We start from the raw sequence: 25,894 nt of genomic DNA, 5'->3' as shown, positions 1-25,894 counted from the left end.
TTCACGGCCATGGGTTCTCGAATCACCGTCGTCGGAATCGGCGCCGACGGCTGGAGCAGCGTGCCGGCGACCGGCCGCGAGCGCATACTCGCTGCCGACGTGCTGCTCGGCGGTGAGCGTCACCTCGCGATGCTCCCGCCCACCGACGCGGTCCGCGAGCGGTGGCCGTCCCCGCTGCTCAGTGGTCTCGACGACCTGCTCGCTCGGCATTCCGGCACAGTCGTGGCGCTGGCATCCGGCGACCCCTTGGTCTCGGGGATCGGCTCGACCCTCATTCGCCGTCTCGGCGGCGACGCGGTCGAGGTGATCCCCGCCGTGTCGTCCGTGGCACTCGCCCGGGCCCGCATGGGGTGGTCCGCCGAGGAATGCGACACCGTGACCCTCGTCGGCCGCGACATCGACACACTGCGTCGTTACCTGACTCGAGGTCGCCGGATGATCGTCCTGACCTCGAACTCGTCGAGCCTTGCGGAGATTGCGCGGCTGCTCGTGGAGGAGGGGTTCCCCGATGCGAGGGTGACGGTACTCGGCGACCTGGGTGGTGAGGAGAGCCGAATCGACGGTACCGCAGCCGATCTCGTGGATATCACAGCTCCGCAGCTCAGTCTCCTGTGTATCGACTGCGCCGGTGCGGAGGGGCTGTCCACGATCCCGGGACTCCCGGACGATTGCTTCGAGAACGACGGTCAGCTCAGCAAACGGCCCATCCGGGCCGCCGCGGTGTGTGCACTCGGGCCCCGGCCCGGGGAGCTGCTGTGGGACGTGGGTGCCGGTGCCGGATCGGTCGGTATCGAATGGGCCCGCACCGATCCACGATGCCGCACCATCGCGGTCGAGAGGGATTCGGCACGGGCCGACACGATCGTCACCAACGCCGCCCGGCTCGGCGTCCCGTCGCTGACAGTGGTGAGAGGCGGGGCACCCGAAGCGCTTTCCGGGTTGCCTGCACCCGACGCGATCTTCGTCGGAGGCGGCGGAAGCCGGGACGGCGTGCTCGAAACCTGCTGGCAGTCGCTGCGGCCGGGTGGTCGGCTCGTCGTGCACGCGGTGACCCTGGAGACCGAGGCAGTGCTGGTGCAGTGGTGGAAGGAATGTGGAGGTGAGCTGTCGCGGTTGTCCGTCGAGCAGGCCTCCTCGATCGGACGATTCACCGGATGGCAGTCGTTGCGCCCGGTGGTTCAATGGAGTGTCACGAAAGGTGATCGATGACAGTACATTTCGTGGGATCCGGCCCTGGTGCCGCGGATCTGTTGACGCTGCGTGCCGTCGACCTGCTCCGCGCAGCACCGGTCGTGCTGTATGCGGGCACGTATCTCGACGCCGAGATTCTTGCGCATTGCAGCAGCGAGGCCGAACTGATCGACACCCAGCATCTCGACCTCGATCAGATCACTGCGCACCTCGTCGACGCCGACCGTCGCGGCCACGATGCGGTGCGACTGTGCTCGGGTGACCCGTCGCTGTATTCGGCGCTCACCGAGCAGACCCGGCGCCTCGACGCCGCGGGTGTGGCGTGGGACGTCACGCCGGGTGTGCCTGCCTACGCGGCTGCTGCGGCGACGCTCGGCACGGAACTGACCGTGCCGGAACTCGTACAGACCGTCGTGCTCACGCGCACACAGGCGCGGTCGACGTCGATGCCCGACACCGAAGCGCTTGCGCGGGTCGCGGGTCTTCAGGCGAGTGTGGTTCTGCACCTGGCCATCACCCGCATACGTGTGCTTGCAGCCGAGCTTTCCGAGACCTACGGACCCGACTGCCCCGCGGCAGTGGTGGCGTTCGCGTCGCGACCGAATCAGATCGTGTTGCGCGGCACCCTCGCCGATATCGCCGACCAGACCGAGGCGGCCGGGCTGAAACACACCGCGGTGATACTCGTCGGGCGTGCCCTCGGTGTCCGGGGCACGCCCGACATCGCGTGCTCGCATCTCTACGATCCGGCACGCGACCGGCTCACTTGAGCATCGCACCCGCATCGACGGGCAGGGTGACGCCGGTGATGAAGCGGGACTCCTCGGATGCAAGGAACAGCACCGCGTTGCTGATGTCGATCGCGTCGACCCACGGTGTCGGCAGTACATGCATCATCTGCGACAGCGGAGCGAAATCGTCCTTGGTCGGGTGCTCGAGGTCGGGCCGGAACATCTTGAAGGTTGCCTCGTTGAGAAGCATCGGAGTGCTCACCTGCGTCGGGCAGATCGCGTTGACGCGGATGCTTTCTTCGCCGAGCTCCATCGCGAGGGTGCGCATGATGCCGATCATGCCGTGCTTCGCGGAGACGTAGTGACCCACCTGCGGCAGTGCCCGAATGCCGCCGACCGAGCTGGTGAGGATGATCGAACCACCGTTGCCGGCTTCGCGCATGTGCGGCACCGAGACGCGGGTCGTCACCCACACACCCGTGAGATTGACGTCGATCATGTCGCGCCAACCCTTCTCGTCGAGAGCATCGAGACGGTCACCCGAGCTCGCGAGACCCGCATTGGCGCAAATGATGTCGAGGCGACCGAACTGCGCGACACCGTCGTCGACGATCGCCTGCATCGCCGCCATGTCACGGACGTCGGCCTGGGCTGCGTAGATTTTGCCGCCCGCCTTCTCGACCAGCGACACGGTCTCCTCGAGATCTTCGGGAGTCGACATCGGGATCGGCACCCCGTCCAGCTGCTTACAGACGTCGACCGCGATGATGTTGGCACCCTCTTCCGCCAATCTCACCGCGTGGCTGCGTCCCTGACCGCGTGCTGCACCCGTGATGAATGCGACCTTGCCTTCGACCCGTCCCGTCATGTCACTCCCCTGTGCTTGTTGTGGTGGCCGCGGCAGCCTTCACTGCCGCGATGATTCCCTGGTAGCCGGTACATCGGCAGATGTTCCCGGACAATGCTTCCCGGATCTCTCCATCGGTCGGCGACGGGTTCTCCTCCAGGAACGCCGTGGCCGAGACGATGAACCCCGGTGTGCAGAAACCGCATTGGAGTCCGTGATGATCTCGGAATGCGGCTTGGACCGGCGACAACGTACCGTCGTCCGATGCCATCGCTTCGATCGTGGTGACCTCGGCGCCGTCGGCCTGCACCGCGAAGACGAGGCACGCACGAACGGCCTGCCCGTCGAGTAGGACGGTGCACGCGCCGCACACTCCGTGCTCGCAGCCGAGATGTGTTCCGGTCAGTCCGCAGTCGACCCGAAGGTAGTCGGCCAGGGTCAGTCGCGGGGGCACCGAGTCGCGACGCGGGCTCCCGTTGACACGAACTTCGATATCGACATCGGTCATCAGAGTTCCTCCCGAGCTGTTGCCTCATCCACCGCGCGACGCCACGCCTGCGCTGTGATCGTCGCTCCCACCCGCCTGCGGTAGGTCGCGGGTCCGTGCAGGTCGTCCGACACCGTGTCGAGCGAACCGAGTGCGCTTCGTCCGACCTCCTCGGCATCGATCTCGCGGATGCTGCGCCCGAGCAGTTCCGACTCCACCGCGGTGGCTCGGACGGGGGTCGGAGCCACGCCGAACAGTGTGATCGCGCACCGATCCAGCGTCGAGGCAGCATCGAGGCGGATCGCGATCGCTGCTCCGGCGAGTGCGAAGTCGCCTGTCCGTCGCGCGAATTCTTCGATCGCGAAGCCGGAGCGTCCGCTCCACGTCGGAAAGCTCACGCCCGTGAGCAATTCGTCGGTCTCCAGCGCGGTCGTCCACATGCCGGTGAAGAAGTCCGAGGCCGCGATGGTGCGGTTGCCCCGAGGCGACAATGCCTCGATCTCTGCATCCAATGTCATTGCCACCGCTGGGTATTCGGCGGCCCCGTCGCCGTGGGCGATCGAGCCTCCGAGGGTGCCGCGGTTGCGGATCTGGAAGTGGCCGATCAACGGCGTCGCGCGGGACAACAGGGGGACCGCCGTTGTGAGTTCGGCGGAACGACCGACCGTCGAGTGCGTGGTGCCCGCCCCGATCCACATCGTGTCGCCGCGCCTTTCGATCCCGCGCAATTCGGTGAGTTTGCGCAGGTCCACGAGGTGGTCGAACACGGCGAGCCGCAGGTTGAGCATCGGCATGAGGCTCTGCCCGCCCGCGATGAACTTTGCTTCGTCGCCCAGTTCGGCGATGAGCGCGACCGCGTCGGTTGCGGTGCCGGGTGCGTGGTAGTCGAATGCCGAGGGCTTCATGCCTTCACCGCCTGGACTTCGTCGAGCATTCGGATGATCGTGGCCGGGGACAAGGGCAGGCTGTTCACTTCCACTCCGAAGGGTGCCAACGCATCGGCGACCGCGTTGACCACAGCGGGGGACGCCCCGATCGCACCACCCTCACCGACACCCTTGTAGCCGCCGGGCCCGGCGCTGGGCGATTCGACATGCCCGATCTCGATGTCCGGGACAGTGTCGGTAGTGGGAAGCAGATAGTCCATGAAGGTGGTGGTCACGGGGTTACCGTCGTCGTCGTACGCAAGGTGCTCGTAGAGCGCACCACCGATTCCCTGAACGGTGCCGCCGTAGATCTGGCCCTCGACGATATCCGGGTTGATCATCGGACCGCAGTCCTCGCCGACGATGAACCGGAGGATCTTCACGGCACCTGTGGTGATGTCGACCTCACATGTGCAGACGTGGGTCGCGTTGGCCCACAACATCATGGACGGCGAATGGTAACGGCCGCTGGATTCGAGTCCGGGAGGCACACCGGGCGGCAGTGTCTCGGCCTGGAAGTAGGAGATCTCGGCGATCTCCTTCAGGGTGATCCCGACGGACGGAACGCCACGGACCGTCGCGCGACTGTCCACGAATTCGATGTCCTCGACTGCGGCCTCGAGTTTGTGCGCGGCGATGGCGAGGATGCGGTCGCGCAGCACCGACGCGGTTTCCCGGACTGCTCCCGCGATCATCGACCCGGAACGGCTGCCACCGGTTCCGGCGCCGAACGGGGTGATCGCGGTGTCGCCCTGGATGGTGTGGACGTCGGCGATGTCGACTCCGAGCGCATCTGCGGTGAGCTGCACGGCGGCGGTTTCGAGGCTGTTGCCGGACGACCCACCTGCAACGTAGACGTTCACTTTGCCCGAGGGCTCGATCCGAATCGTCGCACCTTCGGTGGCATGGAACGGCGTTGCACCCGTGGTGGGTTCGATATAGGTACAGGTGCCGACCCCGAGGTAGCGTCCGTCGGCGCGTGCGCGCTCCTGTTCCTTCCGGAACGCGTCGTAGTCGAGGATCGACAGTGCATGCTCGAACGTCTCGAGTGGTGTCGAGTCGTTGTACGGCATACCCAGCGGGTTGGCGAACGGCAGATCGGCTGCGCTGAGCATGTTGCGTCGCCGGAGTTCGACGGGGTCGATGTCCATCTGACGTGCTGCGACATCGAGGAGCATCTCGCGGGCGAGGGACTCGAACTGCCAGGGCCCTCGGTACGCGACCCGCCCCACGGTGTTCGTGTACGTCAGTTTCATCGAGAAGGCTGCGGCGGGAACCCGGTAGGGTCCGGGGAACAGCATCCCGACGACCGCCCCGGACGTCACCGGTGACGGTATGGGGTAGGCGCCGACGTTCTGGACGTGGTCGATCGAGGCACCGAGCAGTGTGCCGTCGGCGTCGAAGGCGAAACGCGCGTCGCCGCATTCCTGGCGGGCCATGCCTGCCGACATCATGTGTTCCTGGCGGTCTTCGATCCATTTCACTGCGGCCGGAAGTTTTCTGGCGGCGAGTAACACGGCGATGTCCTCGCGCTGCGGAACGACTTTCTGCCCGAAGCCACCGCCGGTGTCGCGCATGATCACCCGGACGCTGTGCTCGTCGAGTCCGAGGAGCCGGGCGGTGAAGCCGCGGACCTCGTGCGGGGATTGCGTGGAGGCCCAGACGGTCATCTCGCCGGCCGACCACTCGGCGACGAGGCCGCGGGTCTCCATGGGAACCGCGATATAGGCCTGCTGATGGATGGTGCGGGAGACGACGTGGGCTGCCTCGTCGAACGTTTTCGCCAGCTCGTCGGGCAGCGGGCCGCCCATCGCCGCGGCGATGTTGGCGGGATGCGCAGCGTGGACCTGCTCGTCGGCACGATCGGCCGTGGTGTAGTCGATAACCGGCGTCAGCTGCTCGTAGTCGACGGCGACGAGTTCGACTGCGTCCTCGGCGATGTACCGGTCGCGAGCTATGACCAGTGCGACAGGATCGCCGACGAACCGCACCTCGTCCTCGGCCAGTGGGGGCCAGTTCAGGGCGGGCATGTACGGCCCGTCGAGTGCGTAGGTCTGCTCGTGGATTCCCGGTGCGAGATCGGCGGCGACGTATACCGCGTGGACCCCCTCGAGTGCGAGGGCCTCGCTGACGTCGATGTCGACGATGCGGGCGCGCGCGAGTGGGCTGCGCACGAAGCATGCGTGGAGCATGCCCGGTCGTGTGACGTCGTCGACGAACATGCCGGCGCCGGTCAGGAGTCGGGGGTCTTCGACTCGCTTGATGCGAGTCCCGACGTAAGCGGAAATGCTGGGCCTCATCACAGAAATTCTCACCTCGGCCTTCGGTGGATGCTGAGCAAGTGTCTAGCACCCCTCGGAGTGAGGTGTCAATCACATTCTCTTCAAGAGAGCATGCTCTTCTCGCAGGTGCGGGGCCCGGGTGTGCCGCGTGACGTCGGAGAACGGCGATGTGCGGGTGGTTGACAGTCGGCCGGTGAACGGCGTTCACTGCGTGGGGTGAACGACGTTCACCGAAGTGGCGATGGAGGTTCGGGATGGACACAGCGACCCCGTCGCGAAGTGCGGCGTCCAGCGGGGTGATCACGGCACTGTTGAGCGTCGCGGGTCTCGTCGTGGCTCTCCAGACCACCCTCGTGGTACCTCTGTTACCGGATCTCCCGGAACTGCTCGATGTCACCGCGGGTGATGTCGGCTGGCTCATCACCATCACCTTGCTGACCGGAGCGGTGGCCACGCCCATCGTCTCCCGGATGGCCGACATGTACGGCAAGCGCCGGATGATGGTGTTGTCGTTGTCGATGATGGTCGCCGGTGCGCTGATCGCCGCGATCGGAGGCGACTATCTGTTCGTTCTCATCGGACGCGGCCTGCAGGGATTCTCGTCGTCGCTCATTCCGGTGGCGATGGCGGTCCTGCGCGATGTGCTTCCTCGCGAGAAAGTCGCCGGAGCTGTCGCGCTCACCAGTTCCACAATGGGAATCGGTGGTGCACTGGGCATGCCTGCGGCGGGCGCGCTGTACGACAACTTCGGCTGGACGTCCGTCTTCTGGGTGTCTGCTGCAGTCGGCGCATTGCTCATGCTGGGCATCCTGCTCGTCGTCCCCGCATCCGCGACGGGAACCCGCGCCCGCTTCGACATCCTCGGTGCGTTGTTGCTGTCGCTCGCCCTCACAGCTCTGCTCCTGGGGATCTCGAAGGGTCCGGCGTGGGGGTGGTCGAGTGCGCAGACCGTTGCGTGCTTCGCGGCGGCCATCGTGATCACGGCGATTCTCGTGCCGTATCAATTGCGAGTGAAGGCCCCGATGGTCGACCTGCGCGTGTCGGCGCGGCGTCCGGTGCTGCTCGCCAACCTCGCCGGGCTCTTCATCGGATTCTCCGCGTACGCCAGCCTGTTGGCGACCACACAACAATTGCAGCTACCCGAGATCACCGGATTCGGGTTCGGGCTCAGCGCTGCCACCGCCGGATTGTGCATGATCCCCGGCAGCCTGGCGATGTTCGTGACCTCACCGATAGCGGGGAAGCTCACCATGCGGCTCGGTGGGCGCTTCACCCTGATGCTCGGAACGATCGTCATGACCGTCGCGTACCTCTTCCGCATCGCGTGGGACGACACCGTCGCGCTGATCATCATCGGTGCCGCGATGGTGAGCATCGGCAACGCCTTGGCCTACGCGACCTTGCCTGCGCTGATCATGGCAGCTGTTCCGGTCACCGACACAGCTGCCGCGAACGGACTCAACAGTCTCCTGCGCACCATCGGGATGTCGAGCATGAGCGCGGTCGTTGCTGCGTTGCTCGCGAGTATCACCATCGACGCAGCCGGCGTGACCTTCCCTGCGCACGGCGCGATCATCGTGATCTTCGTGATCGCGGGTCTGTCCACGTTCGCGGCTACGCTGTGCGCCGTGCTGCTGCCGAAGCATCGGCCGGTGCGCACGCCTCCGGTCGCCGACACGGCCGAGGCGGCGTGAGTCGGCGATGAGCGAACGGACGACTCGCGACACCATTCTCGACGCCGCCCGGCCGCTGTTCGCCGAGCGGGGTTTCAACGGCACCACCATCAGGGATATCGCCGAGGCGGCCGGTGTCTCACCCGCTCTGGTGATGAAGCTGACCGGCAGTAAGGCCGAACTCTTCCAAGCTGCTGCGCCCGAATCTCCTGGACTCGCAGATCTCGATCCCGCTGAGGAACCGCCCGGATATCGGCTGGTGCGGGCCATCGTCGAACGCCGAAACTCGGGCGACTACGAATTCTGGGCAATGGCCCCGTATCTCGTACAGGAAGCCCCGGATCCCGAAACTGCCCGCGCGAAGATGACGGAACGAGTGGTGCCTCGGATCGCAGCGGTGATCGGAGAGCAGACCCCCGACAAGGCGCGTGCCCGAATGGTCGTGACACTGCTGCTGGGCCTGGCGAGCGGCCTGCGCACCTTCGAGATCCTGACGCCCCAGGCGATCGACAGCGCGAAGTTGATCGAGGCGTACGGTGCGCTCGTGCAGCAGATCATCGACGACACCGAACTCTGACTCCTGCATCACCGAGTGCAGCGCGCCGGGTCTACTCGACCGAGCGTTTCGTCCACACCGAGCCGGACGGCAATGTGGAGGTCCCTGCCGCACCGATGATGAGCAGGCATTTCATGTCGATACTCGCGGGATCCAGCTTCTCGAGGGTGGTGACCTCGAGCGACTCACCCGGCCTGCCCACGTCCCGCCCGATCACGACGACGGTGTCGCCGGGCCGATGCTGCAGGAGAAGCGATCGGGCATCGGCGACCTGCGTCGTCCGCGACCGGGACGCGGGATTGTAGATCCCCAGCACGAGATCGGCTTCTGCAATTGTGGTGAGCCGCTTCTCGATCACGCTCCACGGCTTGAGCCGATCCGACAGGCTCATGACTGCGAAATCCCCGCCGATGGGTGCCCCTGCGCGGGCTGCGACGGCCTGCACCGCCGACACTCCCGGCAGCACACGGATCGGCACGGACGAGTACTTCTGATCCTGCGCGGCCTCGAACACCGCCGACGCCATCCCGAACACGCCGGCGTCACCGCCGGACACCACGGCCACCTTCTCACCGGACAATGCCAGGTCGAGTGCGAACCTGGCGCGATCCACCTCGACGGTGTTCCCACTCGAATGTCGCTGCAGGTCGGGGCGAACCGGAACCCGATCGACGTACGGACCGTATCCGACGACATGATCGACCGACGCGAGAGCCGACGATGCCTCGGGAGTGAGCCATCTGTCGTCGGCGGGACCGAGTCCGATCACCAGCAATTCGTGTGTCTCGACCGAGGTTTCCGCCTCGGGCGCGGCGGGGCGGGATCGGTCGATCACTCCCCGGTTCCGAGGAGCTTTGTCTCCGGCTGTGAGGATCACCGAAAAGTACGGAACCGTATCGGGATCCACGTCTGCGGCTGCGACGATGCGTTGCCCGTCCATGGTTGCACGCTCGACGTACACGGCATCGTCGAGTCGTCCGGACTGTTCCAGTGCGCTTCGCACCGATTCGAAGGTGCGGCCCAGTTTCATGATGACCGCGCCGTCGGTATCGGCCAGTCGCCTCGCCAATTCGGGCTCGGGAAGGGTACCCGGGAGGACGGTGAGTACATCGGTGCGCCGCACGAGCGGCTCTGCGGATGCGGCCGCCGCGGCCGAGAACGACGTGACACCGGGAATCACCTCGGCCGCATAATGCTTCGAAAGTCGGTCGTGGAGGTACATGTACGACCCGTAGAACAACGGGTCGCCTTCGCACAGCACGACGACGGTGCGATCGGCGTCGAGGTGGGTGGCAAGACGCGCAGCGCACTCGTCGTAGAAATCGGCGATCGCCCCGTCGTATCCGTCGGGGTGGTCGGTGGTGCCGACGGTGACGGGATACACCAGTTTTTCTTCGATCACGCCGTCCGGGATCAGTCCGGCCGCGATGCCGCGCGCGATCGACCGGCCATGCGTGCCCGAGTGGTAGGCGATGACGTCGGCCTCCGCGATCAGGCGAGCGGCCTTGCGGGTGATGAGTTCCGGGTCGCCGGGTCCGAGCCCGACCCCGTAGATCCTGCCGGTCATTCCGTCTCCTGAGCCAGTGCGTTGAGCGCCGACGACGCCATCGCCGATCCACCCCGACGGCCCCGCACCACGAGGTGCGGGATCCGCAGATCATGTTCGATCAGGGCCTCTTTGGATTCGGCGGCGCCGATGAACCCCACCGGCACGCCGATGATCGCCGCGGGTCGCGGTGCGCCGGCATCGAGCATCTCCAGAAGGTGGAACAGTGCGGTGGGCGCGTTACCGATCGCGACGACCGATCCCTCCAGCCGCTCCGTCCACAGCGACACGGCCGCAGCCGAGCGCGTGGTGTTCCACTGCTGGGCCAGGCCCGGTACGCGAGGATCGCCGAGCAGGCACAGCACCTCGTTGTCGGCGGGCAGTCGCTTGCGGGTGACGCCCGCCGCAACCATGTTCGCGTCGGCGAGAATCGGGGCGCCCGCGTTCAGGGCCGTGCGGGCCGCGGACACCAGATCGGGATGGATCACCAGATCGTTCGTCAGGTCGGTCTGGCCGCTCGCATGGATCATCCGCACCGCGACCTTCTCAGCGTCGCCCGGAATCGCGGCAAGATCGGATTCGGCTCGGATCGTCGCGAACGAACGGACGTAGATTTCAGCGCCGTCCGTTTCGTACTCGTAGCGGCGGGGTGGTGGCTGCAGGGTCACGTCGAGCTCCTGTGTGACGTCGAACGGCTGGCGAAAACAAGGTTGTGCGGGGAATGAGGTGCACCGCAGGCGCGTTCGCAACCGACGATATGGAGGCGATCTGCTGCAGTGCCGGAAGCGACGGTGCGACGGGCCAGAGCCCGGGTATCACCTCGGGCGAGGCTACACCCGGGCGATCCGGTGCACGCGGTGACCCTGGGCCACGCGGAGTCGTCCGATACGACGAAGCCCGCGGCGGACAACGCGGAGATATCGGCCCCCTGGGGCAGGACCACGCCGCGCCACGGGGTGATGATCACGCCGTCGTCGGGCAGGGCCGAGGCCATGCCCGGGGTAAGGATTCCGAGCGGGACCAGCGCGGATACCGCGTTTTCGAGCACTCCGTACGGCATCGCATACGGTGGAAGCTCGGGCGCGGGGTTCAGGCCGCCGAGTTCGGTGCCATGCCCGGGAAGTTGCCGCACGTGCCAGAGCGTTCCGCGCATCCGCACGAACCGGAGAGCCAGGCCGATCAGAGTATCGACGACCTGCGACGATGCCACCGTCGGACCGTTCATCTCACCGATCACAATTCTCATGGTCCCGGCGTCCACAGCGACGGCCGCAAGATCACAGCGGAGTCCGGCGACATCGCCACGGCCGTCGTCGAGGCCGAACAGGAACCGGCCGGGCAGCTCGGCGAGCGCCGGCTCCGCGCACAGTGCGGTATCGAGCGCACCGATCAGCGGCCTGATGTCGGCGACCCCACCGGCGAGCCCCGACAGCGGTGATGCGACCACGTTGCGTACCCGCTCGTGCGACGCCGACGGCAGTAGCCCGGCGGCGACGATCGCGTCGGTGAGACCGGCGGCGACGTTGCCGTGCTCGTCGACGGAGATGCCCCTGACCTGCAGGTTCCCCCGGGATGTCAGGTGCACATCACCGTCGGCGAACATCTGTGACGCGGCCGAGAGCCGCCCGAGCGCGCGGCCGGGCGGACGGCCTCCTGGCGCGCGCAGTCGCACCAGCGCGCCGTCGGCGGCGTGGTGCGGCCGCAGCAATCCGGGACAGCGATCGGGCGGAAGTTCGGGCGAGACATGCTCCACGGAGGCACATGCTTGCACATCCCTGGAAAATGGTGCGCTACGCTGGCGACGTCGTGGTTACGGGAAGCCGGTGCGAAACCGGCGCGGCCCTCGCCACTGTGAGCGGGTAGTTGTTCGCCCTCGTCCGTACCGGCCTGCCGGAACGGAGACCACTGGACGAAAGTCCGGGAAGGTCGGCGCAGCAGCGATGATCCGTCAGCCAGGAGACCGGCCACGGCATGAGTAGTCCACGAGGGTTTTGGAGACTGAACATGGCCGTGTGCCTTGGGTTTTGCGGTGCGTCGTGACGCGCCTCGCTCTGTTGTCGACGTCGGACACCGACCTGCTGTCGGCCCGCTCGAGCGGTGCCGACTGGGCTGTGGGGAACCCATCGCGTCTCGATGTGACCACCGATCTGAGCGGAATGCTCGAGGGCGCAGACCTGGTGATAGTCCGGATCCTCGGCTCTGCGAGGTCCTGGCAGGACGGGCTCGATGCGGTCCGCGCCCGCGGCGTCCCCGTCGTCGTGCTGGGCGGTGAGCAGACGCCCGACGCCGAGCTCATGAGCTACTCGACGGTGCCGATCGGCACCGCTGCAGAAGCACACCGCTACCTCGCTCACGGCGGCCCGGCGAACCTCGCCCAACTCCACGCGTTCCTGTCGGACACGGTGCTGCTCGGAGGTGACGGTTTCGAGCCGCCCGCCGAACTGCCCGAATGGGGTGTACTGGACCGGCCTGCCCCGGCCGACAGGTCGCTGCCACGGGTGGGCGTGCTGTTCTACCGAGCCCACCACACCAGCGGAAACGTGCAGTTCGCACACGATCTGGCCGACGCGATCGACGCGACCGGCAAGGCTCAGGGCGTGGTCGTGCACTGCGCCTCGCTGCGTGGGGCTTCCGACGACCTCCTCGCTGAACTCGGCAGCCTCGACGCCCTCGTCGTCACGGTGCTCGCCGCCGGTGGCACCAAGCCCGCTACGGTGAGCGCAGGCGGTGAGGACGAGGCATGGGATGTGGGAGCCCTTGCCGCGCTCGATATTCCGATTCTGCAGGCGCTGTGCCTGACGTGGAGCCGCGACAGCTGGGCAGACTCCGACGACGGCGTGTCCCCGCTCGACTCCGCGACCCAGATCGCGGTTCCCGAATTCGACGGCCGCATCATCACGGTGCCGTTCTCGTTCAAAGAACTCGACTCAGACGGCCTGCCCCGCTACGTCACCGATCCGGAACGCTGCCGTCGCGTGGCAGGCATTGCGGTCGCGCACGCCCGGTTGCGGCATGTCCCGCCCGCCAACCGGCGCATCGCGATCATGCTGTCGGCCTATCCCACCAAGCATTCACGCGTCGGCAACGCCGTCGGTCTCGACACCCCCGTGTCGGCGATCAAGATGCTGCGAGCACTGCGCAACCTCGGATACGACCTCGGCGCCGGTTTCCCCGGGATGGATGTCGACGACGACACAGAAGCCGGAAACACCCTGATCCACGCGCTGATCGATGCAGGTGGTCAGGACGAGGAATGGCTCACAGCCGACCAGCTGGCCGGTAACCCGGTGCGAGTGAACACATCCGAGTACCTGGAGTGGACGAAGGACCTGCCCGTCGAGCTCACCGACGCGATGACCGAGGCATGGGGGCCGGCGCCCGGCTCGTTGTTCGTCGACGGGGACGCGATCGTCCTGGCCACGTTGCAGGCCGGCAATGTCGTCCTCATGATCCAGCCGCCGCGTGGATTCGGTGAGAATCCCGTTGCGATCTACCACGATCCAGACATGGCTCCGTCGCACCATTACCTCGCCGCATACCGATGGGTCGAGCAGGGTTTCGGTGCCGACGCCGTCGTCCATCTCGGGAAGCACGGCTCGATGGAGTGGTTGCCCGGAAAGAATGCCGGGATGTCGGCGTCGTGCGCGACCGACGCTGCCATCGGGAACCTGCCGCTGATCTACCCGTTCCTGGTCAACGACCCCGGTGAGGGCGCGCAGGCCAAGCGCCGCGCACACGCGACGATCGTCGACCACCTGATTCCCCCGATGGCCCGCGCGGAGTCGTACGGCGACATCGCGCGGCTCGAACAGCTACTCGACGAGTACTCCAACATCGCGGCGATGGACCCCGCAAAGCTGCCCGCGATCCGCGCGCAGATCTGGACGCTGATCCAGGCCGCGAAACTGGACCATGACCTCGGACTCGACGACCGGCCGCACGACGCCGAGTTCGACGATTTCCTGCTGCATGTCGACGGCTGGTTGTGCGAGGTCAAGGATGCTCAGATCCGCGACGGCCTGCACGTGCTCGGTGCCGCCCCCGAAGGTGACGCACGCGTCAACCTGGTGCTGTCGATCCTGCGCGCCGCCCAGGTCTGGGGCGGCAAGAGTCACGCAGTGCCCGGGCTGCGGACAGCGCTCGGACTGAAGACCGATGCGCCGCTGACCGAGGTCGATGCGATCGAAACCCAGGCTCGCGCGCTCGTGCAGGCGATGGAAGACGGCGGCTGGAGTGTCGATACCGCCCCGACCACAGTCGAATCGGTACTCGGCCACGCCGACAGTGAGGTGTCGCGGGTGCTGGCCTTCGCAGCCGAACAGGTGGTGCCGCGTCTCGCGCAGACCACCGACGAACTCGATGCCGTCCTGCATGCCCTCGACGGCGGGTACGTTCCCGCTGGTCCGTCGGGTTCGCCGTTGCGCGGCCTCGTCAACGTGCTGCCCACCGGCCGCAACTTCTACACCGTCGACCCCAAAGCCGTGCCGAGCCGACTCGCCTACGACACGGGCGTCGCGCTCGCGAACGCACTGATCGAGCGGTATCTCGCCGACACCGGTGAGTACCCGCAGTCGGTGGGTCTGTCGGTGTGGGGCACCTCCGCGATGCGCACCGCCGGCGACGACATCGCCGAGGTGCTCGCCCTCATCGGTGTCCGCCCCGAATGGGACCCGGAATCCCGTCGCGTCCGTGAACTCACCATCGTGCCGCTGGGCGAACTCGGCCGACCGCGCATCGACGTCACCGTGCGTATCTCCGGATTCTTCCGCGATGCGTTCCCGCACGTGATCGGCATGCTCGACGACGCGATCCGCATGATCGCGGCTCTCGACGAACCCGACGAGATGAACTACGTGCGTGCCCACGCGCAGCGCGACGAGGCCGAACACGGCGACGCCGAGCGAGCCGTGCGCCGCATCTTCGGATCCAAGCCGGGTTCGTACGGTGCCGGAATCCTCCAGCTCATCGACTCCGGAAACTGGCGCACCGACGCCGACCTCGCCGAGGTGTACACCGCGTGGGGCGGATTCGCATACGGACGTGACCTGCACGGCATCGCCGCGGCCGACGACATGCGCGCCAATTACCGCCGGATCGCGGTGGCCGCGAAGAACACCGACACGCGCGAGCACGATATCGCAGACTCCGACGACTATTTCCAGTACCACGGCGGCATGGTCGCCACGGTGCGCGCACTCACGGGCACCGATCCCAAGGCGTACATCGGTGATTCGACGATCCCCGACACCGTGCGCACCCGCTCGCTCAGCGAGGAGACCGCACGCGTGTTCCGCGCGCGTGTCGTCAACCCGCGCTGGATTTCCGCGATGCGCAGGCACGGCTACAAGGGCGCATTCGAACTCGCCGCCACCGTCGATTACCTGTTCGGCTACGACGCCACCGCAGGGGTCGTCGAGGACTGGATGTACGAGTCGCTGGCGCAGAACTATGCGCTCGACTCGGAGAACCAGCAGTTTCTGCGTGAGGCCAACCCGTGGGCATTGCGCGGGATCGTCGAACGGCTCACCGAGGCGGCCGATCGCGGACTGTGGGCAGAGCCGGATCCGGAGACCCTGAAGGCGCTGCAACAGGCGTACCTCGACGTCGAAGGTGATCTCGAGGACCGCGGATGAGGTTGCGACTGATCGGGATCGGGCCGGGAGGTCCGGACGATCTCACAGTCGCGGCCGTCAAGGCACTCGAGAGTGTCGACGTGTTCCTCGTCGCCGACAAGCAGCGCGGTGTGGACGACCTCGTGTCGGTGCGTGAACAGATCCTGTGCCGACACACCACCGGTCGGTACCGCACGATCGTGGTGCCGGACCCGCCACGCGACCGGGCGCCGGAGCAGTACGGGACGGAGGTACGCGACTGGCATGCGGCCCGCGCCGAGGCGTACGAGGCGGTGCTGAACGCAGAGATCCGTGACGAGGAGACAGTCGGATTTCTGGTGTGGGGCGATCCGAGCCTGTACGACAGCACTATTCGCGTCGTCGAGCGGATCCGTGATCGCGGTGTGCTCGACATCGACTACGACGTCGTGCCCGGTGTGAGCAGCATTCAACTGCTCGCTGCCCGGCATCGTTTGGTGTTCAACAGAATCGGTGGCCCGATCACGATCACCACCGGTCGGCGCCTCGGTGAGGAGGTCGCATCGGGAGCGGACAATCTCATCGTCATGCTCGACGGGCAGCTCGCCTGCCGGGAACTCGACGGCGCTTGGGACATCTGGTGGGGCGCGAACCTCGGAACGGTAGACGAGGAACTCGTCGCGGGACGTCTGCATGACGTGCTCGACGCCATCGACGTAGCCCGGGTGCGATCCAGGTCCGCGCGAGGTTGGGTGATGGACACCTATCTGTTGCGCCGGGCGCGATGAGCCGCGCTCGTTGAGCCGCGCAGAGATGACGGAGGTCAGTGCGAGCGGATCAGCGTCGGCCGTGGGCGGGGGTCGGTGGGCGACTTGCTGAGCGCGATCGGTAACCACTGCGAAGTCAGCGCGACCATCGACACCCACGCGATCACCATCCCGACCCCAGGAGCGTGCGGGCCGTCGACGATCATTCCCGTTTGCGACCAGTAGCCGAAGAGTCCGAAGAAGGAGCCGAGACCGCAGCCGAGCGTCGCTGCAACCGCGAACCTCCAGCTGCGCCGGGCCAGTGCTATCGACGACACGAGCACCCCGAACACCGCCGCGAGCGTCACGAACATCCGCAGCGGCATGGAGACGGGGGCGCCGCCACCGAACCAGTCGGCGAGCGCCGTCCACGACCACTGCGTCGACGTCAACGGCAGCAGTAGCCCGATGGTCAACAGCGCCATGAACCCGGCAAGCACCCAGCGCCGCTTCCCCGCATCGAACTCCCCGGCGATCCGCTTCTCGATCCGCGCGAAGTCGCTCCGGTACGCCGACAGGTTCTCACTCACGGGCACGCCTCCTCCTTCGACCACACCAGAGGCCATTATGGCCGTCCGTGCACGATCCGGTACAAGGTGTCGCTTACCAGGGTAAACCCGGAACCAGTAGAGGCGTCAGTCCTCGTCGGTGTCGGTCGCGGGGCCCGAGGGAGTCGCGCCGCCTATCAGAAGTTCGGTGCCGACGCTCCCCTCGGCCGTCCGGGTCGACCGGCCGAGGGGAACGTCGCATCCGTTTGACGGACCCACTGCGTGCCGCCGCAGGGTCCGCTGAACTACGGACTGCTCTCCGCTTTCGCGGCCCGCGCGGAGTTCACAGGTTCATGCGCCGGATCCTGATGTGGACTGCCGAGAGCAGCGGGCTCGTCCGTATGCATCTCGCCGACCTCCGACTTGAGGATCCGCAGCGACCTGCCCAGACCGCGGGCGGCCTCGGGCAGCTTCTTGGACCCGAACAGAACCAGCAGGACCACCGCGACGATCGCCCAGTGCGCCGGGCTCATCGCACCCATCAGCCGATTGCCTCGTCCGTGGGATACACCGCATCGACCTCGACCTCGACGAGCCAGCCCGGCACGGGGAGACTGCCGACCTCGAGTGCGAACCGGCTCGGGCGGGCCTCGTTTCGCTCGAGCGGCGCTGCGGGTTCGGCGGTACCGAGCGGGACGAGTTCGGTGTCGCCGGTCTCGAGGTTCGTGTTGGCGAAGAACTGGCGGTAGGCGCGGTTCCAGCCGGCGTAGTCGGCCCGATCGGAACCGGGCGCGTTGTCGAGGAACACTCGCATGGTCGTGACGTCGGCAAGAGTCAGACCTTGCGATTCGAGGTTGGCTCGAATGTTCTCGAGCACATTGATGCCCTGCGCCTCGGTCAACGTGACGCCGTCCGGCAATGCTCCGCCGCTGAACTGCGAGGGGATATATGACTCCGGGCTACCCTGTGGCGCAGCCGAGTTCGACGCGGACGGGCCGAGACCGCTGGACTTGTAGATGGTCGCCCCGGCGCTGATCGTCACGCCCTCGGCAATCATCGGGTTCGCCTCGCCCGGTGGGATCACGGCCTGAGCGGCCACGGTGGGCTCGTCGGGCGCGGCATGGTCATCGCTCCCGGACGAGCAGGCGGTCAGTACGACCGCAGTAGTTGCCAGGCTCGCGGCCAGTGTTGCAGTGCGAAAAGTGTTTCGCTTCATGATGTCTCCTGAATGTGTGTGGTGGCTAGGTCGCTGCGACGCGCTGGTGCAGCGCGGTGACGACGTCGCGGGCGGAAGTGAACGCGCCGTGCTGCCATGCGATCGCGTTCGAGAGGTGGTCGCCTGCAAAATAAATCCGGTCGACAGGCTCGAGTAGCAGCTCGTACTCGGGGGTGGCGCTGTCACTGTGCCCGTAGCTCGAGCCCTTCCAGCTCACCCAGGCGCCTTCGGAATACTTCATCCGGCGCCAGCTTCCCGAGAACGAGGAGGCGATGTCGCGGCCGTACTTGTCGCCGTGAATCGCCATGCCCTCGGTGACCGCCTTCGCCAGACGCTGTTCGTGAGTGAGGGATTCGAAGGCGAGGTGCCGTCTGCCGCTGGTGTAGTACCCGACGACGACACCGCGGTCCGAGCCGTAGTGGTCGTACGGGAACATGATCTGGTTGATGTCCTTGTCGGTGTTCGATGCCCCGCCGTAGATGCGGTCCTCGGTTTCCCACCAGCGGCGGGTGTACTCGATTCCGAGTTTGCCGCCGGAGACGGGGACGGCAGCGGTCAGCGCGTTCAGGACATCGGCGGGTAGGTTGTTGTCGAGGCGCCCGATCAGGTTCGGCGGGACCGTGCAGATGCAGTAGTCGGCGGTGATCGACTTGCGCGAGCCGTCCTGCGTGTAGGCCACGGTGACACCGTCGGGGACGTTCTTCATCGACGTAACCTCGGCACCGAACTGGATCTTGTCGGTGCCGATCTTTTCCTGGAAGGCGTAATAGATGCGGTCCATGCCGCCGACCGGTGTCATCATGATCGTGGCCTGGTCGTAGCCGAACTCGAAGCTGATGTTGCGGCCGAGTCCCGAGCGGATGACGTCGGGCATCGCGAACGGCTCGGTCCGGGTGCCGAAATCGAGGCCGGCACCGGGTTCGTCGGAGAACCCGCGGCGCGACGAGCCGATGTAGCGTCCGTCGCTGGACAGGTCACCGAAATCGCTGAGGAACTCTGACAGTGCGTCCTTGTCGTCGGGGGACAACAGGTCGTCCAGAGCGCCCCTCGACGTCGCCTTGTGTAGCAGCTCCGACATATAGCCGAAGGTGTCGGCTTTCGCAGCACGGTACTGGACCGACTGCCCCGATAGCGGGGTGTTGCTCTGATAGTTGACGAGCGTGTTTGCGTTCTGGTTGCCGAACGGCTGGATCTCCACGCCGAGTTCGTGGCAGTAGTCGAGGGTGATGTGATTCTGAGGGATGCGTGTGGCACCGAGGTTGTAGTAGTGCCCATCGGCGAACGTGCAGGTCTGGCGCTCCCCGCCGATCTCGGTTTCCGTGGTGCCGCCGCGCACCGAATAGACACGCCCGCCCGGTCGGGTGCGGGCCTCGAGGACCGTGACGGCGTAGCCGGCCTTACCGAGTTCGTAGGCCGCGCACAGGCCCGCGGGTCCGCCGCCGAGCACGACCACGGACTGCGAGCCGGGTGCCTTCCCGATGAGGTCGCCCATCGTGGGGGCTTGAAACCGGCTGGGGGCGCCCACCGCCGGCGCGAGACCTAGTGTGGACATCGCCCCGTAGGCCAGTCCGACGCCGCCGGTCATGCTCAGGCCTCGCATGAATGATCTTCTGGTGACGCTCACTTCGTGTCTCCCATCGCCCTGTCGTTGTCGGCACCAATCGTGGAACGGGTGTGATTCCGGATCGATACGGCGACGCAACGGTTACGCGGCGGCGAGTGGGAAACGATCGGACGACGTCTTCTCACTCGGATCGGCGACACATGACTCACGCCCGAAACACTCGGGAAACATAGCGTGGCTAGGTTCTGCGAGGCCGGCGTCGAGTCCACTGAGGAGCGGGAGGTGTCATGGCAGAGACATCTGCATTGGCGGATGCCATCGCGCGGTCGTTCGCGTGTCAGGAACCGCGGCGTGCCGCGGTGTCGCCCCTCCATGCGCTCGGTCGCAGACAGCTGTCGGGCTGGGAGGTTCTCGCTCAATCCGTTGCCACCACAGCGCCGGCAGCCTCCATGGTGCTGCTGCCCGTCACCATGCTGAACCACAGGGCATCAGCGACGAACACACCCGCATCGGCCTCGACGTCGGGTCTGATCGCGATCGTCACAGCTGCGGTATTCGTCACGATGATCGCCTGGTGCACCACGCAGTTCACTCGGAGGATGGTCGCGTCCGGTGGGCTCTACGCATTCGTCGCGAAGGGGCTCGGTGCACGTGCTGCCCTGGTCACCGGCATCGCGATGGCAGTCAAGTATCTGGTCAGCGGTGCGTTGAGTCTGTATTCCGGTGGGCTGGCGGTGATCACCATCGCGGCATTGTGCGGGGTCGAGATCCGTGGCCCGGCGACCCTCACGGTGTACCTGGGGATCGCTGCGGCGATTCTTGTCGCGCTGGTACGTGGAGTTCGTTTCGCGGCACTCGCGATTCTCGTGATCGAGGTCTGCTCACTGGTGTTCATCATCGGGCTGATGATGGTGGCCGGTGGGGAATCGACTCCGGTGCAACCGCTTTCCGGTGGCGGTACCGGGATGTGGCTTCCCGTGGTCCTCGCTGCCCTGTTCGCCTTGGCCGGATTCGAGAGTGCGACGTTCATCGGCCCCGAAGCGCGTCGCCCGATGGTCACCGTCACCCGGACAGTGCTCGCCACCCCGATCATCTGCGGAACCTTGTTCGTCTTCGCAGGATGGGCAGCCTGGAGCGGACACGCCGACGCCGTGGTCGGGGCATACCTGCACGGCACATCGACCGGTGTGAGTCCGGTGGTTGTTGCGCTGCTGCATATCGGTATGTGCTGCTCGTGGCTTGCGTCCGCGATGGCCTCGTCGAATGCCGTATCGAGATTGCTGTATTCGATGGGCGTCGAAGGGGTACTGCCGAGGATCCTCGGGACTGTGCACAGCCGCCTGTGCACCCCGTATGCAGCGCTCGCCACTGCGGTGACGGTCCTCGCTATCGGCGCGTCGGTTCTTGCTGTCTTCGGTTCCAGACCGGACTGGATCAACGTCACGTTGCGCGTCGCACTCCTGATCGCCTACGTCCTGGTAGCTGCCTCGGCGGTAGCGTTTCTCGCCCGGATCCGGGAGTCGACGCCGGCGATCGCTCTGATGGGTGGCCTCGGAACCGCTACCGGTGTCGCGGTAATCGGATTCATCGTCGCCGGTCATGTACTGGACGGACGGTTCGCGGGACTCATCGCCGTCGTCGCTGTTCCGGTGATTGCTATGCTCTGGTACCGGTACCTGAGTCGTGCGCGCCCGGCGAGTCTCGCCGATGTCGGGATATTCGACAGCCCCGGTTCGGAGGACGTGCTTCCCGGTTCGGCAGCCTTCGCCGAGAATGCCCGCGGCGACATGGCGCTCGTCGGTGCCGACCATCCGGGTGCGGAGCAGCGATGAGCGTCGGCTCGGGTGGGCATGAGCCGCGATCCGTTCAACGTGCCCTCGCGATGCTCGAGGCCGTTGCCACACTGGGTACGGGCGCGTCGGCGCGGGACATCGCCAGACTCACCGGAACCCCGCCCGCGACCGCATACCGGCTCCTCAACCTCCTCGTGGCCGACGGGTATCTCGTGCGTGTGGAGGATCTGTCCGGTTTCGCGCTCGGCCGTCGGCTCCGCGAACTCGCCTCCGCCGCGCCCGATCCACTGCAGGACGTCGAAACGGGTCGTGTCGTCGAAGAGCTGCGGACCCGGACCCGGTACGGCATCTACCTCGCCTCCTACAGCGGTGGTCGAGTGCACCTGGTGGACCGCGACCCCGACCACGAACTGTCCGGCGAATCGACGTGGACCACGCACCTGCATGCGTCGGCGATCGGCAAGTTGCTTCTGGCACAGCGGCCCGAACTGATCGGGACCGGCCGACTGCGCCGAGTCACCGAGCGCACCAAGATCGAGCCGTCGGAGCTGATGGCGGAGCTGCGGGGCGTTCAGGACTCGGATGCTGCCCACGAGGTCGATGAGAGTCGTATCGGGCGGACCGCACTGGCCGTGCCCGTGCGCTCGAGCGACGGACGGCTCACCGGAGCGCTGGCCGCCACTGGACGCACCGGAAGGCTCGACGTGAATGATCCGACCGTCTGGGAGCTGTTGCGGTCGTACGCCTCGCTGCTTCGGGGGTCGCGAGCCGTCCTCTGATCACGAGCGGACCGAGGTGGACGAGGCATCCATGCGCTCGGAGGCCGAGGCCGGTCTTGTACTGTTCGAACCGACGTAGGGAACACCGGTGTGAATCCGGGGCTGTCCCGCAACTGTCACCGAGGAGCTGCCCTCCAACGCATGGTCACGGCCCACACGGGCTGGAAGGCCGGGGGAAAGCATCGATCCGGGAGCCAGGACACCTGTGTCGGCCGAAGAGGTACCACGAGGATGGACATGATCGATTCAATATTTTCCGCCCGCAAGGGGCGGCGCACGATGCTGCGCGCAGGTATCGCCCTTGTCGCAGTAGCGATGACAGTTGCAGGCTGCTCGTCGAGCGATACCGGCTCCGACGCCGCCGATCAGCAGGAGACCCGCGCCGCGTCGGGGTCGACGAACTACCCGCTGACCATCGAGAACTGTGGCCGCGAGGTCACGGTCGACGCCCCGCCGCAGCGTGCCGTATCGCTCAACCAGGGGTCGACGGAGATCCTGTTGTCGCTCGGCCTGGCCGAGCGCATGGTCGGCACCGCGACGTGGACCGATCCGGTGCGCGAGAACCTCGCGGCCGAGAACGAGCGGGTCCCGCGCCTGGCCGACAACAATCCGTCGTTCGAGGTCGTGCTCGATACCGAACCCGACTTCGTGTCGGCATCGTTCGGCGGCACCCTAGGCGAAGGCGGCGTCGCGACCGCGGAGCAGTTCGAGCAGCTCGGGGTGCCGTCCTACCTCTCGCCCACCGACTGCGACGGCAAGGACGACAACAGCGTCAACTCCGACGGCAACCGCACCGAGCCGCTGACGATGGACGCGGTGTACAAGGAGGTTCGCGAACTCGCCGCGATCTTCGACGTCACCGAGCGCGGTGAAGAGTTCGTCGCCGAGCTCCGGCAGCGGTACGAGACGGCCGCGGGTGAGATCGACGCCTCCGGGGTGTCTCTCGCGTACTGGTTCGCCGACACGGCCACCCCGTATGTCGCGGGGTGCTGCGGTTCGTCGGGCATCATCACCAACTCCGTCGGTGCGAAGAACGTCTTCGACGACACCACGAACGAGTGGCCGCAGGTGAGCTGGGAGTCGGTCCTCGATCGGGATCCCACTGCCCTCGTACTCGGAGACCTGAGCCGGCGCAGCATTGCGGGTGACGCGCTGGACAGCAAGATCGAATTCCTCGAAACGAATCCGGTGACCCAGCGTCTGACGGCCGTGCAGAACCAGCGGTACATCGTCGTCAACGGTGCCGACATGAACCCGTCGATCCGCACGATCGACGGAATCGAGAAGGTCGCCGCCGCATTGCGCCAGTGGAATCTCGCGGGCTGATGGTGTCGGCGACGAAGGATCGGTCGCCTACCGAGCGTGGCCCGGTCGCAGCAGTCGTCGTCGCGATCGGACTGGTCGTACTGGCGCTTTCGATCGCTGTGACGGTCACGATCGGCCCGGCCGAACTGTCCGTGCCGGACGTCTACGCCGTCATCTTCGACCGGTTGGGGCTCGCTGAGAGTTCGGTCAGCGCGATCCGTGAGGGGATCGTCTGGGAGCTGAGGCTGCCGCGGACCCTGCTGGCCGCGGTGTGCGGCGCCGGTCTCGCGGTGTGCGGGGTGATCATGCAGTCGCTCTTGCGCAACCCGCTGGCCGATCCGTTCGTTCTGGGGATCTCGTCGGGTGCCTCGACGGGAGCCGTGATGATTGCGGTGCTGGGTATCGGGGGCGGCGCAGTGTCGCTGTCGGGCGGCGCATTCCTGGGTGCGCTCGCGTCGTTCGCGCTCGTGTTGCTGCTCGCCACCGGCGCAGGTGGCGGTACCTCACGTGTGGTTCTCGCAGGAGTTGCGGGAACCCAACTGTTCTCGGCATTGACGTCGTTCATCGTGATCTCCTCCGCTGACGCGGAGCGGACACGTGGTGTGCTGTTCTGGCTCCTGGGATCGCTGTCGGGCGCCACGTGGAGCGATGTGGTGCTCTGCGGCGCGGTGTGCGCGCTCGGTATCTTCGTGTGCCTGATCAAAGCATCCTCCCTGGACGCATTCACGTTCGGTTCGTCGACCGCTGCGACGCTCGGCGTCTCGGTGGGCCGTACTCGCCTGATGTTTCTACTGGTGACCGCTCTGATCACGGCCGTGCTGGTGAGTGCCGCGGGTGCGATCGGGTTCGTCGGTCTCGTCCTTCCACACGCAGCACGATTCCTGGTGGGCCCCCGGCACAGTCATCTCGTGCCCGTCACCGCGGTGGTGGGCGCGGTGTTCATGGTGTGGGTGGACGCGGTGGCCCGCACTGTGTTTGCGCCGCAGGAGGTTCCGGTGGGTGTGGTGACCGCTTTGATCGGCGTCCCGGCTTTCGCGCTGATCCTGTTCCGTACGAGGAGTACGCCGTGACACTCTCTGCGCAGTCGCTGCGGTGGAGCCGCGGCGGAAACCTCGTCATCGACGACGTGACGATCGACCCGGTGCCGGGGGAGACCATCGGGCTGCTCGGGCCGAACGGATCAGGAAAATCGTCGCTGTTGCGCCTGCTTGCCGGCATCGATCGTCCCGACGACGGGACGGTGACTCTCGACGGAACCGATATCGGGAGCCTAGGTCGGCGACGACTGGCGCGCCGCGTAGCGATGGTCGGGCAGCATGCGCACACCGAGGTGGACATTCGGGTGCGAGATGTGGTGCGACTCGGTCGTATTCCCCACTCCGATGCGTTCGGGCGCGACGAAGGCGGACGCGCCGCTATCGACCGGGCGCTCGAAGTGACGGGGATGGTCGAGTTCGCCGGGCGGTTGTGGCGTTCGATGTCCGGTGGTGAACGTCAGCGAGCGCAGATCGCTCGGGCCCTCGCGCAGGAACCTGAAGAGCTGTTGCTGGACGAGCCGACGAACCACCTCGATATTCAACATCAACTGGACATTCTCGAGCGTGTCGCGGCTCTTCCGGTGACCAGTTACGTGGCGTTGCACGATCTCAATCTCGCCGCGATGTTCTGCGATCGGGTGGTGGTGCTCTCGCGGGGAAGGATCGTCGCGCACGGCACACCGGTCGAGGCGCTCACCGCTGACCTGGTCGAGCGGGTGTACGGCGTTCATGCAACGGTCGAGGTCGATGACGGAGTTCCCGTGATCCGTTACCACAGGTTGCGCAGCCCGGCTGCCCGTGCGTGATTCTGGTAGTTCCGGATACCGAAATCACGCACGGGTCAGGGACTTACGTTCCCGTTCCGAGGTCCCACCCCAGATCCCGAACTGTTCGCTGCTGTCGACCGCGTACTGAAGACACTTGTCGACGACAGAGCAACCGGCGCAGATCCGCTTGGCGTGATGCTCACGGCGGAGTCGCTCGGCGGGCGATTCCGAGTCGGGTCCGAAGAAGGCCGAGGGACCGAAGAACCGGCAATCGGCCTGTGCCCACCAGTCCACATCCTGATCCAAGTG

At 66.4% G+C, this 25,894-nt stretch carries 23 protein-coding genes and 2 riboswitches; of the genes, 11 read left to right on the top strand and 12 right to left on the bottom strand.

The features are described from left to right. Positions 1–9: 9 nt before the first annotated feature. Entirely contained in the window at positions 10–1,209 is a 1,200-nt protein-coding gene (gene cbiE / locus MWU77_RS06170) for a precorrin-6y C5,15-methyltransferase (decarboxylating) subunit CbiE (protein WP_247273183.1), read from the top strand. Then, complete coding sequence (locus tag MWU77_RS06165; RefSeq protein ID WP_247273182.1) at positions 1,206–1,961, top strand: cobalt-precorrin-4/precorrin-4 C(11)-methyltransferase; 756 nt, start codon at positions 1,206–1,208, stop codon at positions 1,959–1,961. Before cbiE ends, MWU77_RS06165 begins: the two co-directional genes overlap by 4 nt. Here the strand turns inward: MWU77_RS06165 and MWU77_RS06160 are convergent. The 4 genes from MWU77_RS06160 to MWU77_RS06145 are packed head-to-tail and all read right to left on the bottom strand — an operon-like array spanning position 1,954 to position 6,482. Continuing rightward, entirely contained in the window at positions 1,954–2,790 is an 837-nt protein-coding gene (locus MWU77_RS06160; RefSeq protein ID WP_247273181.1) for a mycofactocin-coupled SDR family oxidoreductase, read from the bottom strand. The genes MWU77_RS06165 and MWU77_RS06160 overlap by 8 nt on opposite strands. 1 nt (position 2,791) lies before the next feature. Continuing rightward, positions 2,792–3,277: a (2Fe-2S)-binding protein gene (locus tag MWU77_RS06155; RefSeq protein ID WP_247273180.1), complete on the bottom strand. Its 486-nt coding sequence runs from the start codon at positions 3,275–3,277 to the stop codon at positions 2,792–2,794. Next, positions 3,277–4,161 carry a xanthine dehydrogenase family protein subunit M gene (locus tag MWU77_RS06150; RefSeq protein WP_169687033.1) on the bottom strand — a complete coding sequence of 295 codons (885 nt, stop codon included), beginning with the start codon at positions 4,159–4,161 and terminating at the stop codon, positions 3,277–3,279. Before MWU77_RS06150 ends, MWU77_RS06155 begins: the two co-directional genes overlap by 1 nt. Beyond that, complete coding sequence (locus MWU77_RS06145; protein ID WP_247273179.1) at positions 4,158–6,482, bottom strand: xanthine dehydrogenase family protein molybdopterin-binding subunit; 2,325 nt, start codon at positions 6,480–6,482, stop codon at positions 4,158–4,160. The genes MWU77_RS06150 and MWU77_RS06145 overlap by 4 nt, the downstream gene beginning before the upstream one ends. 236 nt (positions 6,483–6,718) lie before the next feature. Here MWU77_RS06145 and MWU77_RS06140 point away from each other — a divergent pair, with 236 nt between their 5' ends. Continuing rightward, complete coding sequence (locus MWU77_RS06140) at positions 6,719–8,158, top strand: MFS transporter (RefSeq protein ID WP_169687031.1); 1,440 nt, start codon at positions 6,719–6,721, stop codon at positions 8,156–8,158. Between the two features lie 7 nt (positions 8,159–8,165). Beyond that, the gene (locus tag MWU77_RS06135; protein WP_247273178.1) at positions 8,166–8,714 is read left to right on the top strand and encodes a TetR/AcrR family transcriptional regulator; all 549 of its coding nucleotides are present in this window, start codon (positions 8,166–8,168) and stop codon (positions 8,712–8,714) included. 31 nt (positions 8,715–8,745) lie between these two features. Here the strand turns inward: MWU77_RS06135 and MWU77_RS06130 are convergent, their stop codons facing one another. Genes MWU77_RS06130 through MWU77_RS06120 form a run of 3 tightly spaced genes read right to left on the bottom strand, consistent with a single transcriptional unit; the run spans position 8,746 to position 11,992 of the window. Then, positions 8,746–10,260: a precorrin-2 C(20)-methyltransferase gene (locus MWU77_RS06130; RefSeq protein ID WP_247273177.1), complete on the bottom strand. Its 1,515-nt coding sequence runs from the start codon at positions 10,258–10,260 to the stop codon at positions 8,746–8,748. Continuing rightward, the gene (locus MWU77_RS06125) at positions 10,257–10,907 is read right to left on the bottom strand and encodes a precorrin-8X methylmutase (protein WP_169687028.1); all 651 of its coding nucleotides are present in this window, start codon (positions 10,905–10,907) and stop codon (positions 10,257–10,259) included. The genes MWU77_RS06130 and MWU77_RS06125 overlap by 4 nt, the downstream gene beginning before the upstream one ends. Beyond that, positions 10,904–11,992 (bottom strand): cobalamin biosynthesis protein CobG, encoded by a 1,089-nt coding sequence (locus MWU77_RS06120; protein WP_247273176.1) that lies wholly within the window; start codon positions 11,990–11,992, stop codon positions 10,904–10,906. The genes MWU77_RS06125 and MWU77_RS06120 overlap by 4 nt, the downstream gene beginning before the upstream one ends. Positions 11,993–12,005: 13 nt before the next feature. Continuing rightward, positions 12,006–12,223: riboswitch (cobalamin riboswitch) on the top strand. Positions 12,224–12,275: 52 nt separating this feature from the next. On the opposite strand from MWU77_RS06120, the gene cobN reads away from it, so the two are divergent. Further along, positions 12,276–15,872 (top strand): cobaltochelatase subunit CobN, encoded by a 3,597-nt coding sequence (gene cobN, locus MWU77_RS06115; protein ID WP_247273175.1) that lies wholly within the window; start codon positions 12,276–12,278, stop codon positions 15,870–15,872. Next, positions 15,869–16,618, top strand: coding sequence for a precorrin-6A synthase (deacetylating) (gene cobF / locus MWU77_RS06110; RefSeq protein ID WP_247273174.1), 750 nt, complete (start codon positions 15,869–15,871; stop codon positions 16,616–16,618). Before cobN ends, cobF begins: the two co-directional genes overlap by 4 nt. A 35-nt stretch (positions 16,619–16,653) precedes the next feature. Here cobF and MWU77_RS06105 read toward each other — a convergent pair whose 3' ends face one another. From MWU77_RS06105 to MWU77_RS06090, 4 genes are all read right to left on the bottom strand, one after another. Next, a complete protein-coding gene (locus MWU77_RS06105; protein WP_169687025.1) occupies positions 16,654–17,166 on the bottom strand; it encodes a hypothetical protein in 513 nt (170 codons plus the stop codon). A 263-nt stretch (positions 17,167–17,429) separates the two neighbouring features. Next, positions 17,430–17,666, bottom strand: coding sequence for a Sec-independent protein translocase subunit TatA (tatA, locus tag MWU77_RS06100; protein ID WP_240958953.1), 237 nt, complete (start codon positions 17,664–17,666; stop codon positions 17,430–17,432). Then, positions 17,666–18,340 (bottom strand): Rid family hydrolase, encoded by a 675-nt coding sequence (locus MWU77_RS06095; protein WP_169687024.1) that lies wholly within the window; start codon positions 18,338–18,340, stop codon positions 17,666–17,668. The genes tatA and MWU77_RS06095 overlap by 1 nt, the downstream gene beginning before the upstream one ends. A 25-nt stretch (positions 18,341–18,365) precedes the next feature. Further along, positions 18,366–19,940: an FAD-dependent oxidoreductase gene (locus tag MWU77_RS06090; RefSeq protein WP_169687437.1), complete on the bottom strand. Its 1,575-nt coding sequence runs from the start codon at positions 19,938–19,940 to the stop codon at positions 18,366–18,368. Positions 19,941–20,191: 251 nt separating this feature from the next. Between MWU77_RS06090 and MWU77_RS06085 the strand changes: the two genes are divergently transcribed. The 5 genes from MWU77_RS06085 to MWU77_RS06065 all read left to right on the top strand — a co-directional run bounded on the left by MWU77_RS06085 (position 20,192) and on the right by MWU77_RS06065 (position 25,624). Then, a complete protein-coding gene (locus MWU77_RS06085; RefSeq protein WP_169687023.1) occupies positions 20,192–21,736 on the top strand; it encodes an APC family permease in 1,545 nt (514 codons plus the stop codon). Beyond that, complete coding sequence (locus MWU77_RS06080) at positions 21,733–22,476, top strand: IclR family transcriptional regulator (protein ID WP_169687022.1); 744 nt, start codon at positions 21,733–21,735, stop codon at positions 22,474–22,476. The genes MWU77_RS06085 and MWU77_RS06080 overlap by 4 nt, the downstream gene beginning before the upstream one ends. Before the next feature lie 34 nt (positions 22,477–22,510). Next, a riboswitch (cobalamin riboswitch) is annotated at positions 22,511–22,704 on the top strand. Between the two features lie 51 nt (positions 22,705–22,755). Further along, complete coding sequence (locus tag MWU77_RS06075; RefSeq protein WP_169687435.1) at positions 22,756–23,802, top strand: ABC transporter substrate-binding protein; 1,047 nt, start codon at positions 22,756–22,758, stop codon at positions 23,800–23,802. Then, a complete protein-coding gene (locus MWU77_RS06070; RefSeq protein WP_247273173.1) occupies positions 23,802–24,851 on the top strand; it encodes an iron ABC transporter permease in 1,050 nt (349 codons plus the stop codon). The genes MWU77_RS06075 and MWU77_RS06070 overlap by 1 nt, the downstream gene beginning before the upstream one ends. Next, positions 24,848–25,624, top strand: coding sequence for an ABC transporter ATP-binding protein (locus MWU77_RS06065; protein ID WP_169687021.1), 777 nt, complete (start codon positions 24,848–24,850; stop codon positions 25,622–25,624). Before MWU77_RS06070 ends, MWU77_RS06065 begins: the two co-directional genes overlap by 4 nt. Positions 25,625–25,648: 24 nt before the next feature. Here the strand turns inward: MWU77_RS06065 and MWU77_RS06060 are convergent, their stop codons facing one another. Next, positions 25,649–25,879: a WhiB family transcriptional regulator gene (locus tag MWU77_RS06060; protein ID WP_308198769.1), complete on the bottom strand. Its 231-nt coding sequence runs from the start codon at positions 25,877–25,879 to the stop codon at positions 25,649–25,651. Positions 25,880–25,894: the final 15 nt, after the last annotated feature.

Source organism: Rhodococcus sp. F64268 (assembly GCF_023015605.1).
Lineage (GTDB): Bacteria > Actinomycetota > Actinomycetes > Mycobacteriales > Mycobacteriaceae > Rhodococcus.
This window is presented reverse-complemented; position numbering and strand designations above follow the sequence as displayed.

Coding starts and splice junctions, on each gene's coding strand:
- MWU77_RS06145 (WP_247273179.1), bottom strand. CDS start 6,482: ATGAGGCCCAGCATTTCCGCTTACGTCGGGACTCGCATCAAGCGAGTC.
- MWU77_RS06070 (WP_247273173.1), top strand. CDS start 23,802: ATGGTGTCGGCGACGAAGGATCGGTCGCCTACCGAGCGTGGCCCGGTC.
- tatA (WP_240958953.1), bottom strand. CDS start 17,666: ATGGGTGCGATGAGCCCGGCGCACTGGGCGATCGTCGCGGTGGTCCTG.
- MWU77_RS06075 (WP_169687435.1), top strand. CDS start 22,756: ATGCTGCGCGCAGGTATCGCCCTTGTCGCAGTAGCGATGACAGTTGCA.
- MWU77_RS06130 (WP_247273177.1), bottom strand. CDS start 10,260: ATGACCGGCAGGATCTACGGGGTCGGGCTCGGACCCGGCGACCCGGAA.
- MWU77_RS06140 (WP_169687031.1), top strand. CDS start 6,719: ATGGACACAGCGACCCCGTCGCGAAGTGCGGCGTCCAGCGGGGTGATC.
- MWU77_RS06095 (WP_169687024.1), bottom strand. CDS start 18,340: ATGAAGCGAAACACTTTTCGCACTGCAACACTGGCCGCGAGCCTGGCA.
- cbiE (WP_247273183.1), top strand. CDS start 10: ATGGGTTCTCGAATCACCGTCGTCGGAATCGGCGCCGACGGCTGGAGC.
- MWU77_RS06090 (WP_169687437.1), bottom strand. CDS start 19,940: ATGCGAGGCCTGAGCATGACCGGCGGCGTCGGACTGGCCTACGGGGCG.
- cobF (WP_247273174.1), top strand. CDS start 15,869: ATGAGGTTGCGACTGATCGGGATCGGGCCGGGAGGTCCGGACGATCTC.
- MWU77_RS06150 (WP_169687033.1), bottom strand. CDS start 4,161: ATGAAGCCCTCGGCATTCGACTACCACGCACCCGGCACCGCAACCGAC.
- MWU77_RS06160 (WP_247273181.1), bottom strand. CDS start 2,790: ATGACGGGACGGGTCGAAGGCAAGGTCGCATTCATCACGGGTGCAGCA.
- MWU77_RS06135 (WP_247273178.1), top strand. CDS start 8,166: ATGAGCGAACGGACGACTCGCGACACCATTCTCGACGCCGCCCGGCCG.
- MWU77_RS06085 (WP_169687023.1), top strand. CDS start 20,192: ATGGCAGAGACATCTGCATTGGCGGATGCCATCGCGCGGTCGTTCGCG.
- MWU77_RS06165 (WP_247273182.1), top strand. CDS start 1,206: ATGACAGTACATTTCGTGGGATCCGGCCCTGGTGCCGCGGATCTGTTG.
- MWU77_RS06155 (WP_247273180.1), bottom strand. CDS start 3,277: ATGACCGATGTCGATATCGAAGTTCGTGTCAACGGGAGCCCGCGTCGC.
- MWU77_RS06080 (WP_169687022.1), top strand. CDS start 21,733: ATGAGCGTCGGCTCGGGTGGGCATGAGCCGCGATCCGTTCAACGTGCC.